Annotated in this window: 16 protein-coding genes; 6 read left to right on the top strand and 10 right to left on the bottom strand. The window is 64.6% G+C overall.

Going from position 1 to position 16,980, the window contains the following annotated elements:
* Positions 1-128 precede the first annotated feature (128 nt).
* Both BSG08_RS10815 and BSG08_RS10810 read left to right on the top strand, forming a co-directional pair.
* The gene (locus BSG08_RS10815; protein ID WP_093036412.1) at positions 129-785 is read left to right on the top strand and encodes a class I SAM-dependent methyltransferase; all 657 of its coding nucleotides are present in this window, start codon (positions 129-131) and stop codon (positions 783-785) included.
* Complete coding sequence (locus BSG08_RS10810; protein WP_093036409.1) at positions 782-1,393, top strand: methyltransferase; 612 nt, start codon at positions 782-784, stop codon at positions 1,391-1,393. The genes BSG08_RS10815 and BSG08_RS10810 overlap by 4 nt, the downstream gene beginning before the upstream one ends.
* A gap of 31 nt (positions 1,394-1,424) precedes the next feature.
* On the opposite strand, the gene BSG08_RS10805 is transcribed toward BSG08_RS10810, so the two are convergent.
* Positions 1,425-2,078 (bottom strand): peroxiredoxin, encoded by a 654-nt coding sequence (locus BSG08_RS10805; protein ID WP_093036406.1) that lies wholly within the window; start codon positions 2,076-2,078, stop codon positions 1,425-1,427.
* A 133-nt stretch (positions 2,079-2,211) separates the two neighbouring features.
* Between BSG08_RS10805 and BSG08_RS10800 the strand changes: the two genes are divergently transcribed.
* The 4 genes from BSG08_RS10800 to BSG08_RS10785 are packed head-to-tail and all read left to right on the top strand — an operon-like array spanning position 2,212 to position 6,357.
* Positions 2,212-3,654: an aldehyde dehydrogenase family protein gene (locus BSG08_RS10800; protein ID WP_093036806.1), complete on the top strand. Its 1,443-nt coding sequence runs from the start codon at positions 2,212-2,214 to the stop codon at positions 3,652-3,654.
* A 5-nt stretch (positions 3,655-3,659) separates the two neighbouring features.
* On the top strand, positions 3,660-4,415 hold the full coding sequence (locus tag BSG08_RS10795) for a glycosyltransferase family 25 protein (RefSeq protein ID WP_093036403.1): 756 nt from the start codon (positions 3,660-3,662) through the stop codon (positions 4,413-4,415).
* Positions 4,412-5,266, top strand: coding sequence for an alpha-1,2-fucosyltransferase (locus tag BSG08_RS10790; RefSeq protein WP_245770666.1), 855 nt, complete (start codon positions 4,412-4,414; stop codon positions 5,264-5,266). The genes BSG08_RS10795 and BSG08_RS10790 overlap by 4 nt, the downstream gene beginning before the upstream one ends.
* Positions 5,267-5,310: 44 nt before the next feature.
* Positions 5,311-6,357, top strand: coding sequence for a serine/threonine protein kinase (locus BSG08_RS10785; protein ID WP_093036401.1), 1,047 nt, complete (start codon positions 5,311-5,313; stop codon positions 6,355-6,357).
* Here BSG08_RS10785 and BSG08_RS10780 read toward each other — a convergent pair.
* The 9 genes from BSG08_RS10780 to BSG08_RS10740 form a co-directional block, all read right to left on the bottom strand.
* The gene (locus BSG08_RS10780) at positions 6,354-6,998 is read right to left on the bottom strand and encodes an RluA family pseudouridine synthase (RefSeq protein ID WP_093036398.1); all 645 of its coding nucleotides are present in this window, start codon (positions 6,996-6,998) and stop codon (positions 6,354-6,356) included. The genes BSG08_RS10785 and BSG08_RS10780 overlap by 4 nt on opposite strands.
* 98 nt (positions 6,999-7,096) lie before the next feature.
* Positions 7,097-9,544, bottom strand: coding sequence for a GcvT family protein (locus BSG08_RS10775; RefSeq protein WP_093036396.1), 2,448 nt, complete (start codon positions 9,542-9,544; stop codon positions 7,097-7,099).
* Positions 9,545-9,631: 87 nt separating this feature from the next.
* Entirely contained in the window at positions 9,632-10,528 is an 897-nt protein-coding gene (locus tag BSG08_RS10770; RefSeq protein WP_093036393.1) for a homocysteine S-methyltransferase family protein, read from the bottom strand.
* Positions 10,525-11,589 (bottom strand): zinc-binding dehydrogenase, encoded by a 1,065-nt coding sequence (locus tag BSG08_RS10765; protein WP_093036801.1) that lies wholly within the window; start codon positions 11,587-11,589, stop codon positions 10,525-10,527. The genes BSG08_RS10770 and BSG08_RS10765 overlap by 4 nt, the downstream gene beginning before the upstream one ends.
* A gap of 2 nt (positions 11,590-11,591) precedes the next feature.
* Entirely contained in the window at positions 11,592-14,042 is a 2,451-nt protein-coding gene (locus BSG08_RS10760) for a GcvT family protein (protein ID WP_093036390.1), read from the bottom strand.
* 11 nt (positions 14,043-14,053) lie between these two features.
* On the bottom strand, positions 14,054-14,425 hold the full coding sequence (locus BSG08_RS10755) for a GFA family protein (protein WP_175544760.1): 372 nt from the start codon (positions 14,423-14,425) through the stop codon (positions 14,054-14,056).
* A 98-nt stretch (positions 14,426-14,523) separates the two neighbouring features.
* Complete coding sequence (locus BSG08_RS10750; protein ID WP_093036387.1) at positions 14,524-15,096, bottom strand: helix-turn-helix domain-containing protein; 573 nt, start codon at positions 15,094-15,096, stop codon at positions 14,524-14,526.
* A 151-nt stretch (positions 15,097-15,247) separates the two neighbouring features.
* On the bottom strand, positions 15,248-15,703 hold the full coding sequence (locus tag BSG08_RS10745) for a GAF domain-containing protein (protein ID WP_093036383.1): 456 nt from the start codon (positions 15,701-15,703) through the stop codon (positions 15,248-15,250).
* Positions 15,704-15,777: 74 nt separating this feature from the next.
* Positions 15,778-16,950, bottom strand: coding sequence for a thiolase family protein (locus BSG08_RS10740; protein ID WP_093036380.1), 1,173 nt, complete (start codon positions 16,948-16,950; stop codon positions 15,778-15,780).
* Positions 16,951-16,980: the final 30 nt, after the last annotated feature.

The raw sequence follows: 16,980 nt of genomic DNA, 5'->3' as shown, positions 1-16,980 counted from the left end.
ATATCCGCGCGCCTGTCCATGCCGGCCCGGTTCCTGCCTGTCATCATCCTGCGTGACCGAATGACCTCTCGTCCCAAGAGCGCCGTCCCATCTGGCAATTCCCCGGAAATGCTTTAAACCTCACCCGCATGACGTCCACCACAGCCCCCGCCTGCCCGGTCTGCCGCGCCGCGGGTCCCCGTCATTTCGGACGGTTCGACGGGCGCGCCTATTGGCGCTGCGACCGCTGTGAGGCGACGGGCCTCGATCCCGCGCATTTTCCCGACAAGGCCCAGGAACACGCCCATTACCTGCATCACGAGAACCAGATCCACGATCCGGGCTACCGCCGGTTCCTGTCACGGCTCGCCGATCCACTGCTGCCGCTGCTGACGGCCGGGATGCGCGGACTGGATTATGGCTGTGGCCCCGGCCCCGCTCTTGCCGCCATGCTGACCGAGGCAGGCTATCGCATGGCGCTCTATGATCCGTTCTTTCATCCCGATCCCGCACCACTGACGAACCGCTACGACTTCATCACCTGCACCGAGACAGCAGAGCATTTTCACCACCCCGCCGACGAATTCGACCGGCTGGGCGCAATGCTCAATCACGGTGGGTGGCTGGCGGTGATGACCTGCTTTCAGACCGAGGACTCGCGTTTCGGAGCCTGGCATTACCGCAAGGATCCTACGCATGTGGTGTTCTACCGCGCCGGGACATTCAGGCAGATCGCACAGGCGCACGGCTGGTCCTGCACCATACCGGCCAACGATGTGGTCCTGATGCAGAAGCCCGCCGCATGACCACGCCCCTGCATCGCGACCGGCTGGAGGCCGTGATCCGGGCCATCACACAGACCGGCGCACGAACCCTGCTCGATCTGGGCTGCGGCGATGGCGACCTGATCCTGCGGCTGGCGCCCCTACCACGGATCACCCGCCTGACCGGGCTGGACATCGACCTTGCATCGCTCAGCACGCTGCAAGCCCGCCTTGGGGCGCTGCCGCGAGACGTCCGAGGCAAGGTGCAACTGGCCCATGCCTCGATAACTGCCGCACACCCCAAGCTGCGCGGCTACGATTGCGCCTGCCTCGTGGAGACCATCGAACATCTGCGACCCGCCGATCTCAACCGGCTGGAACACGCGCTCTTCGCCGACATGCTGCCCGCCCACGCGATCATCACCACGCCCAACGCCGATTTCAACCCGGTGCTGGGCGTACCCGCGCACCGCTATCGCCATCCGGGACATCACTTTGAATGGGGACGCGACAGATTTGCCCGATGGGCCACAGGCATTGCCGTGCGCCATGGCTATGACGTCAGTTGCCATGACATAGGCGGCACGCATCCCACCTTCGGCGGGGCTAGCCAGATGGCGGTTTTCCGACGTGCCACGCACATCCCGTAGGCCGGGGTTCACCCCGGCCTCCAACCCCTTCCTACCCCGGCAGGCTAGTCCTGCGCAGATAGGGTAGCACCTTCTCAAACTTGCCGAATTTCGCAGTCGCATCGGCATCGTTGACCGTCGCGGGGATGATCACATCCTGCCCCACGGTCCAGTCCGCGGGCGTCGCCACGCCATGCCGCACCGTTGTCTGCAACGCATCGAGCGCGCGCAGAACCTCGGCGAAATTGCGACCCACCGTCATCGGATAGGTCATGCTGAGCTTGAGCTGCTTGTCCGGCCCGATGATAAAGACCGAACGCACCGTGGCGCTGTCGGCGGGCGTGCGCCCGTCGGGCAGGTAGGCCTCTGCGGGCAGCATGTCAAAGGCCTTTGAGACAGCCAGCCCATCATCGGCGATGATCGGAAACTCAGGCGCCACACCGCCTACCTTTTCGATATCGGCCTTCCACTTCTTGTGATCCTCGATTCCGTCCACCGAAACGCCGATCACCTTGCAGCCGCGTTTCTCCCACTCTCCCTCCAGCCGCGCCACCGCCCCGAATTCAGTGGTGCAGACGGGCGTGAAATCCTTGGGATGCGAGAACAGGATCGCCCAGCTGTCCCCGATCCAGTCATGCAGCGAAAATGTCCCCATATCGGTCTCGACCTTCAGATCGGGAACCATGTCATTGATACGCAGGCCCATGTCAGTCTCCTTTGTCGCATTGTTCATCCACCGGCAGTAATCTGATCAAATCTTCCATCATCTCTCGATTTCCAACCTTGCAGGTCGCCATCACCCCTGACACAGTGCCGCCAAATTGCAGGAGGTCAACACCATGATCGGGAAACGTCAGTTCTACATCAACGGCGCTTGGGTCAAGCCCTCTACGGCCAACGACCACGTCGTTATAAACCCCTCGACCGAAGAACCCTGCGCGATCATTTCGCTTGGTGGACAGGCCGATACCGACGCCGCCGTCGCCGCCGCCCGCGCCGCATTCCCGGCATGGATGACGACGCCACCTGCCGAGCGTATCGCCTTTGCCGAGAAAATTCTAGAGGTCTACAAGACCCGCACCGAAGATCTGGCACAGGCGATCAGCCTCGAGATGGGCGCCCCCATCGACATGTCGCGCGAACAACAGGTCGGCGCAGGCACCTGGCATATCTCGAATTTCATCCGGGCCGCGCGTGACTTCCCTTTCGATGAACCCCTTGGCGACCATGCCCCGAATGACCGGATCATCCACGAGGCCGTTGGCGTCGTGGGCATGATAACGCCCTGGAACTGGCCGATGAATCAGGTCACGCTCAAGGTGATCGCCGGGCTGGTGGCGGGCTGCACAATGATCCTCAAACCCTCCGAGGAATCACCGCTCAACGCGCTTATCTTTGCCGAGATTGTCGACGCGGCGGGTTTGCCCAAGGGCGTATTCAACCTCGTCAACGGCGATGGCGCGGGCGTCGGCAGCCAACTGACCGCGCATCCCGATGTGGACATGATCAGCTTTACCGGCTCCAGCCGGGCGGGCAGACTGATCTCGAAATCCGCCGCCGACACGCTCAAGCGCGTCAGCCTGGAACTGGGCGGCAAGGGCGCGAACCTCATCTTTGCCGATGCCGATGAAAAGGCGGTCAAGCGCGGCGTGCTGCATTGCATGAACAACACCGGTCAGTCCTGCAACGCCCCCACCCGGATGCTGGTAGAACGCGGGCGCTATGACCGTGCCGTCGAAGAGGCCGCCGAAGTGGCGCGGTCGATCAAGGTCGGCCCCTCGTCCGAGTCAGGCCGCCATATCGGCCCTGTTGTCAACGAGACGCAATTCAACAAGATTCAGGATCTCATCCGTCAAGGCATCGACGAGGGCGCGCGTCTCGTCGCTGGCGGCACAGGGCGGCCCGATGGCCTCAACCGGGGATTTTTTGTCAAACCCACGGTCTTTGCCGACGTGAACAACGACATGACTATCGCTCGCGAGGAAATCTTTGGCCCCGTGCTCTCGATCATCCCCTTCGACACCGAAGAAGAGGGCATCGCCATCGCCAATGACACGCCATATGGCCTGACCAACTATGTTCAGACCGGCGACCCGGCCCGCGCCAACCGCCTTGCGCGCGCGCTGCGTTCGGGCATGGTGGAAATGAACGGCAAATCGCGCTCTGCGGGCTCGCCCTTTGGCGGGATGAAACAATCCGGCCACGGCCGCGAGGGCGGCAAATGGGGCATCGAGGATTTTCTCGAGGTCAAGGCCGTCTCGGGCTGGACACCGGACGCCTGAGGACAATGGACGGGCACGCCTTTGTCCTGCATCTTGCGCGTGCCACAGCACGGCGCGACAATGCGCACGCCCTTCTCGCGGCCTGCGGGCTGGCAGGCGAGATATGGTCGGCCGTCGATGGTGCCGCCATGTCCTCTACCGACCTTGCCGTGACGGTCGGCGCGGACCTCTTCGCGCCTGCCTACCCCTTTTCGCTCAGGGCTGGCGAGATCGGCTGTTTTCTCAGCCACCGCCAGATCTGGGCCGAGATCGTGCGCCGCAATCTGGATTACGGGTTGATCCTCGAAGACGACGTTGCGCTCGATACCGAGATTTTTGGCCACGCCTTGTCCTTGGCCGTGACCCATATAGCCGCTCTCGGCTATATCCAGCTTCAGAACCGGATGCCACACCAGAGGGGAAACCTTATCGACACACGCGCCGGGAGCATGTTGAGCATACCCGTGGTGACGCCGCTGCGCGCCTCAACCCAGCTTGTAAGCCAGAAGGCCGCGCGGCATCTGTTGCATCTGTCCGACGTTTTCGATCGCCCCGTCGATACATTCGTGCAAAGTCACTGGCACACCCGGTTGCGTCCGGGCGTCATCTATCCCGCCGGCGTTCGCACCATCTCGGATCAGCTTGAGGGTTCAACCATTCAAGGTCGCCCCAGGACGCTCCGACAACGCCTGTTTCGCGAAGTTGCGCGCAGCTTCTACCGACGACGCGTAATGAAGTTTTCAAAGCGCAGTGCAGCGCAACCCGGGAGTGGTTTTTCGTGACCCAGGCGCGGATCATCTCGCGGCTTTTCGGAGGGGCGGGCAATCAGCTCTTTCAATATGCCGCAGGTCGTGCGCTTGCCGATCATCTTGGCGTGGCACTGCAACTCGATACCCGCTACGTGGGTGGCGGCAGGGCCAACTGTTTCGGCCATTTCAAATGCACGCGCTTCACCGAAGAGCCGCCCCTGCCCCCCGCCAAATCCGACGGGCTGCTGCGTTATGGCCTCTGGCGGCTTTTTGGCCGCAACCCGCGCTTTCGGCGCGAGAGGTTCCTCGGCTTCGATCCCGCTTTCTTCGACCTGCCCAGAAACACTTATCTGCACGGCTACTGGCAATCCGAGCACTATTTTGCCCCCATCCTCGAGCGCTTGCGCAGGGATCTCACCTTCACCACACCGCTCGACCCGGCCAATGCCAACATGGCCGCGCGCATCGCCGACGCCGCCTGCCCGGTTTCGGTTCATGTCCGGCGCGGCGATTATCTGGCATCGGGCAGCTATGTCGCCTGCCCGCCCGAATACTACCAGCAGGCGATTGCCACGCTGGCGTACGACCTTGGCCAACCGCTGACCTGCTTCATCTTCTCAAACGATCCCGACTGGGCACGCGATAACCTCGCCCTCGGACAGGAACAGGTCGTGGTGGACATCAACGACGAGGCGCGCGGCCCGTTCGATCTGCACCTCATGTCCCGCTGCGCGCATCACGTGATCGCCAACTCCACCTTTTCATGGTGGGGGGCGTGGCTCAATCCCGGTCCTGACAAGCGGGTGATCGCGCCGAAAAACTGGTTCGGCACGCCCAGACTCTCGAATCCCGATCTGATCCCCGAGGGCTGGAACCGCCTCTGACGCCCGATCTTCCCCCCGCGCCCAAAACCCTCTACACCCGCGCCATGACCGACACCCCCGATCCTGCCCGCGCCGCCTTTGTGCCCGAAACCGTACACAAGCGCGATGTGTTCTCCGAAACGATCTCGGGGCATCTCGAAGGCTATCCCGATATCCCGGTCGTGTTGCGCAGGCTCGATGGCGTGCCCGGCTATGCCCGGCCGCTGGCCTGGTGGCTGGCGCGCAAGGAAATCCGGGGGCTGCGCGCGGTTCAGGGGATCGAGGGCTGCCCGATCCTCATCCGCGCCGACCGCACCGGCCTCCTGCGCAGCTGGACCAGCGGCACGCCGCTGCATCTGGCCAGACCTGCCGACCCCGCATGGTACAAGGACGCCAAGCGCCTGCTGCGTGAAATGCGCCGCGCGGGCGTCACCCATAACGACATCGCCAAGCCGCAGAACTGGCTGATGACGCCAGAGGGGCGCGCGGCGGTGATCGACTTTCAGCTCGCCTCCACCCATCGCCGCCGCGGCCTCGTCTTCCGGCTCATGGCGCGCGAGGATCTGCGCCACCTGCTGAAGCAAAAGCGCGCCTATGCGCCGCATCTGCTGACCGCCTCGGAACTCCGCCTGCTGGCGCAGAAATCGCTGCCCGCGCGGCTGTGGATGGCCACCGGCAAGCGCGCCTACAATTTCGTCACCCGCCGCCTCATGAACTGGTCCGATGGCGAGGGCACCGAGGACCGGGCGGAACGGGACGGCCCCGCCCTGCGTGCAGCGCTCATGGCGCATCCGCAGGTGCATGATCTCGCACTCTGCACCTATGCGCTGCCCGCCCGTGGCGTCGGTCTCTATGCCTTTGTCGAAACGACACTCGACGCGGGCGCGCTTGCCCGCCTCGTCACCGATCCCGCGCCGGACCTGATCCAGCCGGTCACCCACCTGCCCCGTCACCCCGATGGCAGCCTGCGCATGGACGCGCTCAGCCTGGTGGCGGCCAACAGGCTCAGCGAAGTGCAGGAGATGATGCGGCGCGAACCCGACCTCGCAGAGGTATTGCAGCCGATCCTCGCCGCGCGCCTCAACCTCACTGACCGGGTGATGCGGCGCTAGAACGGCACCCCGGCACGAAACTTCACCCCCGCACCCCCGTCGGGATGACGCAGGCGTAACTCCTCGGAATGCAGCATCAGCCGCGGATGGGCGCGCGCCTCTCCCGACGCATAGAGCGGATCGCCCAGAATCGGATGACCCAGGGCCAGCATATGCACCCGGAGCTGATGGCTGCGCCCCGTCATGGGACTCAACCGAACCCGCGTCTCATTCGCCTCCTGCCTGATCACCCGCCATTCGGTCAGCGCCGCGCGCCCGCTCTCATGGCAGACCTTCTGCAAGGGCCGGTTGGGCCAGTCCACCACGAGCGGGAGATCAACCACGCCCTCTTTCGGTTCCAGCCGCCCCCAGACCCGCGCCACATAGCTCTTGCGCGCCTGCCGCTTTTCGAACTGCAGCCCCAGATGCCGCTGCGCGTGGGGCGTCAGCGCAAAGATCACCACCCCCGACGTATCCCGGTCCAGCCGATGCACCAGAAGCGCCGTGGGAAACACATCCCTGACCCGCGCCATCAGACAGTCCGTCAGATGCTCGCCCTTGCCCGGCACGCTCAGCAGACCGGCAGGCTTGTTCACCACAACGATCTCGTGATCGTCATGCAGCACCTCAAGGGGATCGGTGGGCGGGTCGTAATCGGACATGCCCGCGCCTTACACGAGCCTCCGCAAAGACACCACTCCCGCTTTGATCTGGCCCGAAATACCTCGGGGGGCGTGGGGGGCTGGCCCCCCACTCCGTCTCACGCCTTCATGCGCTCCGACTTGGGATCATACATGGGGCGCAACGACGCCTCCGCCTTCACCCGGCGCCCCGCCACATCCACCTCATAGGAAGACGCCAACACCTGCTCGGTACTCTCGCCCTTGCATGGCACATAGCCCAGCCCGATCGCGCCCCCCAGATGATGCCCGTAAGCCCCTGAACTCAGATAGCCCACGATCTCGCCATCCCTGAGCAACGGCTCGTTGTGATAGAGCATCGGCTCGGGGTCGGTCAGGCGAAACTGCACCAACCGCCGCTCGAGGCCCTCATCCTTCTTGCGCATCACCGCGTCCCGCCCGATGAACGCCGCCTTGCCCATCCCGACGGCAAACCCCAGACCTGCCTCCAGCACATGATCCTCGCAGGTGATGTCATGGCCGAAATGCCGGAATGCCTTTTCGATCCGGCAACTGTCCATGGCATGCATCCCGCAGAGCCGGATGCCATGATCCGCGCCCGCCTCATGCAGCACCTCGAACACATGACCGCACATATCGGCACTCACATAGATCTCCCAGCCCAGTTCACCTACATAGGACACCCGGTGCGCTCGCGCGATCCCCATGCCGATCTCGATCTGCCGCGCATGGCCAAAGGGATGCGCCGCGTTCGAGAAATCGCCGGGCGACACCGCCCGCATCAGATCGCGCGCGTTCGGTCCCATTATCGCCAGAATCCCCTCACCCGCCGTCACATCGGTGATGACAACGCTCAGATCCCCTACATGCCGCCGCAGCCATATCTCATCCGCCAGGCGCGTCGCCGCGGGTGTGACAACCAGATATGCGGTCTCGGCAAGCCGCGTCACCGTCACATCCGCCTCAATTCCGCCGCGCTCATTCAGAAATTGCGTATAGACGATCCGCCCCACGGGCACCGACATCTCCGCGCCACAAACATTGTTCAGGAACACCTCGGCGTCCCGCCCCTCGACCCGCAGCTTGCCGAAACTCGACATGTCATAGAGGCCCACCTCGCCGCGAATGGCCCGATGTTCCGCTGCGGCATTGTCAAACCAGTTCTGCCGCTTCCACGAATAGCGATACTCCCGCTCCTGCCCGGCCTCGGCGTACCAGTTCGCCCTCTCCCAACCCGCCAGTTCCCCCATGACAGCACCTTGGGCCAGCAATTGCGCATGAAACGGCGTTCGCCGCACACCGCGCGCCGTGGCCTTCTGTCGGTAGGGGTAGTGATCGGCATAAAGCAGGCCCAATGTCTCCTTGGAGCGTTCGAACAGATAATGCTTATTGCCCTGAAAGGGCTGCATCCGCGCCACATCCACATCGCCCAGATCAAACGGCCTCTGACCCTGATCCATCCAGAGCGACAGTGCATGGCCCGCCCCCCCGGCACTCTGAATGCCGATCGAGTTGAACCCCGCCGCCACCCAGACATTGTCCATCTCGGGACACAGCCCCAGATGATAGGCATCATCCGGCGTGAAACTCTCGGGTCCGTTGAAGAACGTATGAATCCCCGCCTCCGCCAGCATCGGCATGCGGTTCACCGCCGCCTCCAGGATCGGCTCGAAATGGTCGAAATCCTCGGGCAGCTGATCGAATTCGAAACTCTCGGGAATGCCGTTCATCCCCCAGGGTTTTGAAACCGGTTCGAACGCGCCCAGCATGATCTTACCCGCGTCCTCCTTATAATAGGCGCATTCATCGGGCACCCGCAGGACGGGCAGTTGCGTGAGGTCGGCAATCGGCTCGGACACGATATAGAAGTGCTCACAGGCATGCAGCGGCACATTGGTGCCTGCCATCCGCCCCACCTCATGCCCCCACATGCCCGCGCAGTTGACGATCATCTCGCAAGCGATGTGGCCCGCACCGCCATCCTCGGCCCGCCAGTCCACGCCTGTCACGCGACGGCCCGTCCGCGCGATGCCCGTGACCCTGACCCGCTCCTGCACCCGTGCGCCCCGGTTGCGCGCCCCTTTGGCCAGCGCCAGCGCAATATTCGCCGGATCCGCCTGCCCGTCCGTGGGCAGCCAGACACCGCCCGTGACGCCCTCAAGGTTGATATGAGGATACCGCTCCTTGATCTCTGCCGTGTTCATCTCCTCCACCGGCACGCCAAAGGCGCGGGCCATGGCGGCATTGCGATTGAGTTCCTCCAGCCGCTCCCCCGTCAGTGCGACCGAGACCGATCCCACCTGCCGCATTCCCGTAGCAATCCCGGTTTCCTCTTCCAGCCCCATGTAAAGCTCCGCCGAATAGCGTGCGAGCCGCGTCATGTTGGCACTGGCGCGCAACTGTCCAATCAGCCCCGCCGCATGCCATGTGGTGCCCGAGGTGAGCTGCTTGCGCTCCAAGAGGACCACATCGGTCCAGCCCAGCTTGGTCAGATGATAGGCGACAGAACAGCCCACGACGCCACCGCCGATGATGACCACACGGGCCCGAGTTGGAAGATTGGTCATTCATAACCCCATGAAACGATGATGAAAGTGGCGAGGGTGGGGGCGCTGCCCCCACACCCCCGAGGTATTTCCGGCCAGATGAAGACCTCAGACAATCTCATGCCCCGCCGCACACAGCCGCCGCGCCAGTTCCGCGATGTGATCCGGCCCCACCTCGCAACAACCGCCAACAATGCTGGCCCCCTGATCCACCCAGCCCATGACAAACTCCGCATAGGCGGCGGGAGTCAAATCGGTTCGTTGCTCCAACGCATCGACCGTGGGCGCCGTGGTCAGGAACCCGGCGCTGATGCAACTGAAGCCGTTGGCATAGGCCCCGAAGGGACGACCGAAATGCCGGACGATCTCCAGCCCCGCCGCCACGGATTCAGGCCGCGTGCAGTTGATCAGCACCGCCTCGGGCGCAAATTCGACCACCAGCCCAGCCAGATCGCCCAACCCCTCGCCCGAGCGCAGCCGCGTGCCGTCCTCGTCCATCACCGTCACGCCCAGCCAGACCGGCAACCCGCTGGCCTTGGCCGCCATGAGCCCTCCGCGCGCCTGATCGACCGAGGCCATGGTTTCCAGCAGGATCAGATCCACCCGGTCCTTGAGCAGCGCCACATTCTCGGCATAGAGCGCCGCCGCCTTGATGGCAGGCGGGCAGAGGTCGGGGCGATAGGACTGCACCAGCGGCCCGATCGCGCCCGCCACCCGACCCGACCCATGCGCATCGCGCGCCGCCACCGCCGCGCGCACCGCCACATCGGTGAGCCGCGCCACCTCGTGCTGCAATTCCACCCGCAACAGCCGGTCGCGCAGCACCGCATAGGTATTGGTCGAGGCCACCGTCGCGCCGACTGCAAAATAGGCGTCATGAACCTCGCGCACGATCTCGGGATGGTCGATCATCACCTGCGTCGACCAGAGCGGCGTCGCCCTGTCGCCCGAACGTTTCACCAATTCCTGCCCGATGGAACCATCGAGCAATGTGATTTCGGTCATTCTTCGACCTCCGGCGGCAAAAGCACCAGTTTCCCGGCATGGACCTTCGTCTGGAAATCCGCTTGGGCCCGGGCGATCTCATGCAGTGGGTAGGTGGCGGCGATACGGGGGCGCAAGCGGCCGGCGCGGAGCATCTCCATCAGACGGGCAAAGACTTCTGGCGACTGAAAAGTGCAACCGTGCAGCGTGATGTCGCGCAGGTAGATGCGCCGCAGATCGGCTGTGACCATAGGCCCTGCAATGGCGCCCGCCACGGCATAATGCCCGCCGGGACGCAACGCGCCGATGAGCGATGCAAAGGCGGGGCCGCCAACAAGGTCGATCACCGCGTGAAAGCGGTTCTCGGGCAAAGAGGCGTCTCGGGCGATCACCTCCGTCGCGCCGTCTTCGCGCACGGTCTCGGCCTTGGAGGGCGCGGCGATGCCCGTCACCCGCGCGCCCATCCGCGCGGCAAGCTGCACCGCTGCGAGGCCGACATTGCCCGACGCCCCGGTAATCAGCACCTCCTGCCCCGCCTTTACCCCGGCCCGGTCCAAAAGCCCGAGTGCGGTGCCGAAGGCGCAGGGCATGGCGGCGACCTCAACGTCCGACAGCGGCGCGCCCGATATGTCATGCAGGTCGTCCGCCCGCATCAGGCAATATTCGGCAAACGCCCCGTCGATCTCCGAGCCGAGGGCGACGAAGGCCACCGGGTTCTCGTCCGTCGGGCGGGGGATGTTGATGGGGCAGGTGACGCGCGCCCCGAGGGCCGGGGCGGTGACGCCCGGCCCCTGCGCCACCACCTCGCCGCAGAGATCGCCGCCCTGGATCAACGGAAAGCGCAACGCCCCGGACCAGCCCCCGACCTCGACGCCCGCGTCGGTCTCGCCCGTAGCCCCCGTCACCTCCGCCGCATACCAGCCCTCGCGCGTGTTGATATCGGTGTTGTTAACACCCGCCGCCCGCACGCGCAGCAGCACCTCGCCCGGCCCGGGGCGCGGCACGGGGATATCCTCGCGCCACGCCAGCGCCTCGGGCCCGCCGTGGCGGGTGAGGGTGACGCCGCGCATGGTGGCGGGCAGGGTCACGCACGCAGCCTCGCGTTTGCCGGATCCCAGAGCGGCGCGTCGGGCTGCACCGTGGCCGGGAACCGTTCGCCGTAGATCTCCACCTCCAGCTTCGTGCCCGGAACCGCCAGATCGGCACGCAGCATCCCGAGCGCTACCGAGGCATTCACCCGGTAGCCCCAGGCACCACTCGTCGTCTCGCCCACGATCTGTCCCTCGTGCCAGAGCGTCGACATATAGGGCGCATCCGCCGCATCCGCCGCCACGATGAGGGTCACAAACCGCTTCTTCACGCCCCTTTGCTTCTCGGCCATTAGCGCCGCCTTGCCGGGGAAATTCTGCGGCTTGTCGAATTTCACGAACCGCTCCAGCCCGCCCTCGAGCAGCGAGTAATCGGTCGAGAGGTCCCCCTTCCACGCGCGATAGCCCTTCTCGATGCGCAGGGAGTTGAGCGCCCACATGCCGAAAGGCTTGGCCCCGGCGTCGAGGACGGCCTCGTAAATGGCCGGGATATCGGCGTTTTCCGCATGGATTTCCCAGCCGAGTTCCCCCGCGAAGGAGACCCGCAACAAGGCGGCCCACCGTCCCGCCACCGCCGTCTCCTGAAAGCTGAGCCAGGGCAGGCTCAGGTCGGCATCGGTGAGCGGCCGGAGCAGATCGCGCGACGCGGGGCCGGTGACGATCAGGGTCGACATCCTGTCGGTCCAGTCGTCCAGCGTGAAACCCGCCCCCTCGGGCATGTGCCGTTCCAGCCACTCGCGGTCGTGCCATTGCGCTGTTGCGGCGGTGACCAGCACAAAGAGATCCTCTGCCTCGCGCGTCACCGACATCTCGGTGACGATGCGGCCCCGCTCATCGGCGAAATACACCAGCCCCACGCGACCCACCTTGGGCAAGGCCCCCGTGGCCAGCCCGCGCAGCCAGTCATCAGCCCCCGGCCCCTGCACCTTGAATCGCGAGAACCCAGGCAGGTCGAGCACGCCGCAATGCTCGCGCACCGCCTCGCATTCCTCCCGGATGCGCGACTCCCACGGCCCCGCGCGGTCCCAGGTCTGGGTGGCCTCTTCCGAGGTGTCGTCACCCGGCTGCGCGAACCAGTTGGCCCGCTCCCAGCCGTTATAGGCACCCATCACCCCGCCCAGCGCCTTGATGCGGTCATGCAGCGGTGACAGCTTCCTGTTGCGCCCCGCAGGCCAGCTATGCCAGGGAAAATGCATGGCGTATTCGTGGCCATAGACCTCCATCCCCTTGGCGACGCAATACTCGTGATCGGTGTAATTTGTATAGCGGCGCGGATCGCAGGCCCACATGTCCCATTCCGTCGCCCCCTCCGTCACCCATTCCGCCAGCACCTTGCCCGCGCCGCCGCCCTGCGCAATGCCGAAGGTGAACACACAGGCCTCGAAGGCATTCGGCACGCCGGGCATCGGGCCAAGCAGCGGCATCCCGTCCGGCGCATAGGGAATCGGGCCATTGATGACCTTGCTGATCCCCGCAGTGCCCAGCAGAGGCACCCGTTCCATGGCGTCGGTGACGATCTCCTCGATGCGGTCGATATCCTCCTGCCAGAGTTGAAAGCTGAAATCGTCGGGCATCGGGTCGCTCGGGTCGACCCAATGGGCGCGACAACGCGGCTCGTAGGGGCCGAGGTTGAAGCCATGCTTCTCCTGCCGCAGGTAATAGGAGACGTCCACATCGCGCAGAAGCGGCAGCTTGTGGCCCGCCTCGCGCGTCCACGCCTCTATCTCGGGGATTTCCTCGGACAGAAGGTATTGATGGCTCATTACCATCATCGGCACAGTGCGACCACCATAGGGCTTGAACCATTCACCCACGCGCTGTGCATAATATCCGGCAGCATTGACCACGTATTCACAGCGAATTGCACCCTTCTCGGTCTCGACGATCCATTCCCCATTCTCACGCCGCACGCCGGTGGCAGGGGTAAATCGCAGGATCGTCGCCCCCATGTCCCGCGCACCCTTGGCCAGCGCCTGCGTTACCTGCGCTGGGTCGATATCGCCGTCGTTCGGATCATAGAGCGCGCCCACCAGATCATGCGTCTCAAGGAACGGATAGCGTGCCCGAATGTCGCCCAGCCCGAGGATCTCCAGATCCATCCCCTGATACTTGCCCATCCCGCGTGCGCGCCCGAACTCCTGCATGCGTTCGCGCGAATGCGCCAGGCGGATCGACCCGGTCTGATGATAATTCATCGGATAATCCACCTCGCCCCCCAACCGCGCGTAGAGTTCCGTAGAATAGCGCTGCATGTTCATCACCGACCATGAGGTCGAAAACGTCGGCACATTGCCTGCCGCATGCCACGTGCTCCCCGCTGTCAACTCGTTCTTCTCCAGCAGCACGCAATCGGACCATCCCGCCTTGGCCAGATGATAGAGACAGGACGCACCCACGACCCCGCCCCCGATGATCACCACCCGCGCCGTGGTTGGAAACTCCGCCATTGCCTTCTCCCTCAATCCGTCTGCGGCACGCCGTCCGCGATGTCGTAGTAATCGCCCTTGTCCGCGACGAAGATATGCTTTTCGAGCTTCAGTCCGGTGGGTAGATCCAGTGCCCCCAGCGCGAAACTCATCGTGTTCTCGTCATGCGCCTTCCAAAACAGGAACGAACCGCAACGCGGACAAAAGCCGCGCCTAGCCATCGCGCTCGCCTCATACCAGGCAACCGGTCCCTGCACCTCGATCGCCTCCTCCGATACATAGGCCGAGGCCCACAGGTGCCCCGATTGCCTGCGGCACTGCCCGCAATGGCACACGCTCGCCCCCTCAGGCGGTGCGCTCACGATGAATGTCACGTCTCCACACAGACACGAACCTTTGTGCATGATTCCCTCCGCAGTTTTTCGGCGCTGCCAATGCCGCACCATGGATCACGACTGGGGCGGCCATCCCCCGCTTCGGCCAGATATCGGGAATCGCCCTCTCAATAGACCGGCGGAGCGATCACCCAGATCGCCACGCAGGGGGTGTCATAGGGATTGGCCCAGGCATAGGGTTCGCCGCGAAAGCGGAAACTGTCACCCGGACCCACGGTGAATCGCCGCCCCCCGATCGTCAGATCAAGACGCCCGGACAGGATATAGCCCACCTCCTGCGTCGGACGCTGCGCCGGGCGCTGCATCTTCGAGCGGGGGCGAAACGTGGAATGAATCACCTCGAAATCATCGGTCAGGTCGGGCGACAGAAGTTCCTCGATCAACCCTTCCTCGCCCGATCCCATCGGTCGCCGCGCCCCGGCACGCACCACATAGCCCTGTTCCTCAGCCGGCGCGCTCGCATGGCCAAAGAGCAGTGACATCGGCACGCCCAGAACCTCGGCCACCTGCCGCAGATCGCTGATCGACGGCTCCGACAGATCGCGCTCGACCTGGCTGAGCCAGCCCACCGACCGGCCCAACCGTGCCGCAAGTCCGGCAAGCGTCAGCCCCCGCGCCTTGCGCAGGGCGCGCAGGTCAGCCCCAAGCGTCCGCGCGGATGTGATCCGGGATTGTTCCATTCCGACTCGGCTTCCATGAAAAAAATTATCAGAATTTCACGTTCCAGCAATTCAGTGAAAAAATCAACTCTAATTTCACGCGCAGCTACAGCTTCTTCCTGGCTCAAATACCCAAATCCCGCCGCCCCGACCGGGTGCTGCGCCGCGCGTTTCAGAGCCGCCCGAAAACCTGCGCGAGAATCACCGCCAGCCTCGCGGCATCTTCTTCGGTAAAGGCGGCGGGTTGATCGCTGTCGATATCCAGAACCCCCAGCAAGGCGCCCGCCCCGTTCCATACCGGCAGAACGATCTCGGACCGGGTGGATGCGGCGCAGGCGATATGTCCCGGAAATGCCTCGACATCGTCAACCAGCTGTACCTCGCCGGTGCGCGCCGCCGCTCCGCAGACGCCGCGCGCGAACGGGATCGTCAGACACCCGTGCCCACCTTGATAGGGGCCGATCTTGAGCATTTCCGGCCCGGTTACGCGGTAAAACCCGGTCCAGTCAAACCGGTCGTCGGCATGGTGCAACTCGCAAACCACCGTGGCCATGAGAGCGACCGTATCGGTCTCACCCGCCGTCAGCGCGGCGATGGTCCCGGAAATGGCGTCGTAATCAATCCGCATGGGCGCTCCTGCGTGACGGGCGGCAAAGCGGGGGCCAGCCCCCGCACCCCCGAGGTATTTTCAGCCAGATGAAATCAAACCCGCTCTATCGCAATCGCCGTCCCCTCGCCACCGCCAATGCAAATGGCGGCGACACCGCGTCTGAGACCCCGCTTTTCCAGAGCGTTCAACAGCGTGACCATGATCCGCGCACCCGAGGCCCCGATAGGATGACCCAGCGCACAAGCGCCACCATTCACGTTCACCTTGTCGCGCGGCAGGCCCATCTCGTGCATGAAGGCCATGGGCACCACGGCAAAGGCTTCGTTCACCTCCCAGAGATCGACATCGCCGATGTCCCAACCCAGCCGTGTCAGCAGCTTTTGCGCGGCGGGAACCGGGGCCGTGGTAAACCAGCCAGGCGCCTGCGCGTGGCTGGCATGCCCCATGATCCGGGCGCGGACATTGAGGCCCTGCGTCTCGGCTGCTGCACGCGAGGCCAGCACGAGCGCCGCCGCGCCATCGCTGATCGAAGATGAATTGGCCGCCGTCACCGTGCCGCCCTCGCGAAAGGCGGGTTTCAGTTGCGGGATCTTCTCGGGTCGCGCCTTGGCGGGCTGTTCATCTGTGCTGACCGTCACCTCGCCCTTGCGGGTACGGATCGTGACCGGCGTGATCTCGCCCTCGAAAGCGCCAGACCGCTGCGCCTCGAGCGCGCCCTCAAGCGAGCCGAGCGCATAGTCATCCTGCGCCTGCCGAGTAAACTGGAACTTCTCGGCGCAGTCCTCGGCAAAGGTGCCCATCAGGCGGCCCTTGTCATAGGCATCCTCCAGCCCGTCGAGGAACATGTGATCGACCACCTGCGCATGCCCCAGCCGCGCGCCGCCGCGCATCTTGGGCAGAAGGTAAGGCGCGTTCGACATCGATTCCATGCCGCCCGCAATCATCGTCTCCGCATGGCCCAGCGCAATCTGGTCATAGCCCATCATCGCCGCCTTCATACCCGACCCGCACATCTTGTTGAGCGTGGTGGCGGGCACCTCCTCGCCCAGCCCGCCGAGGAACCCGGCCTGCCGCGCCGGAGCCTGCCCCTGACCTGCGGGCAGCACACAGCCCATCAGCACCTCGTCCACCGTGGTCGCGCGCGCATCCGCCAGCGCCGCGCGAATCGCGGCCCCGCCCAGTTCCGCCGCTGGAACGCCGTCGAAATCACCCTGAAAGCCGCCCATCGGGGTGCGTGCCGCCCCGGCTATAACCACCTCTCTCATCGCCTTGCCTCCTCCAGAACCTGTTGCTGC

Source organism: Roseovarius azorensis (assembly GCF_900109455.1).
Taxonomy (GTDB): Bacteria; Pseudomonadota; Alphaproteobacteria; order Rhodobacterales; family Rhodobacteraceae; genus Roseovarius; species Roseovarius azorensis.
The sequence above is the reverse complement of the archived record's forward strand: the minus strand, read 5'-3'. Positions and strand labels throughout refer to the sequence as shown.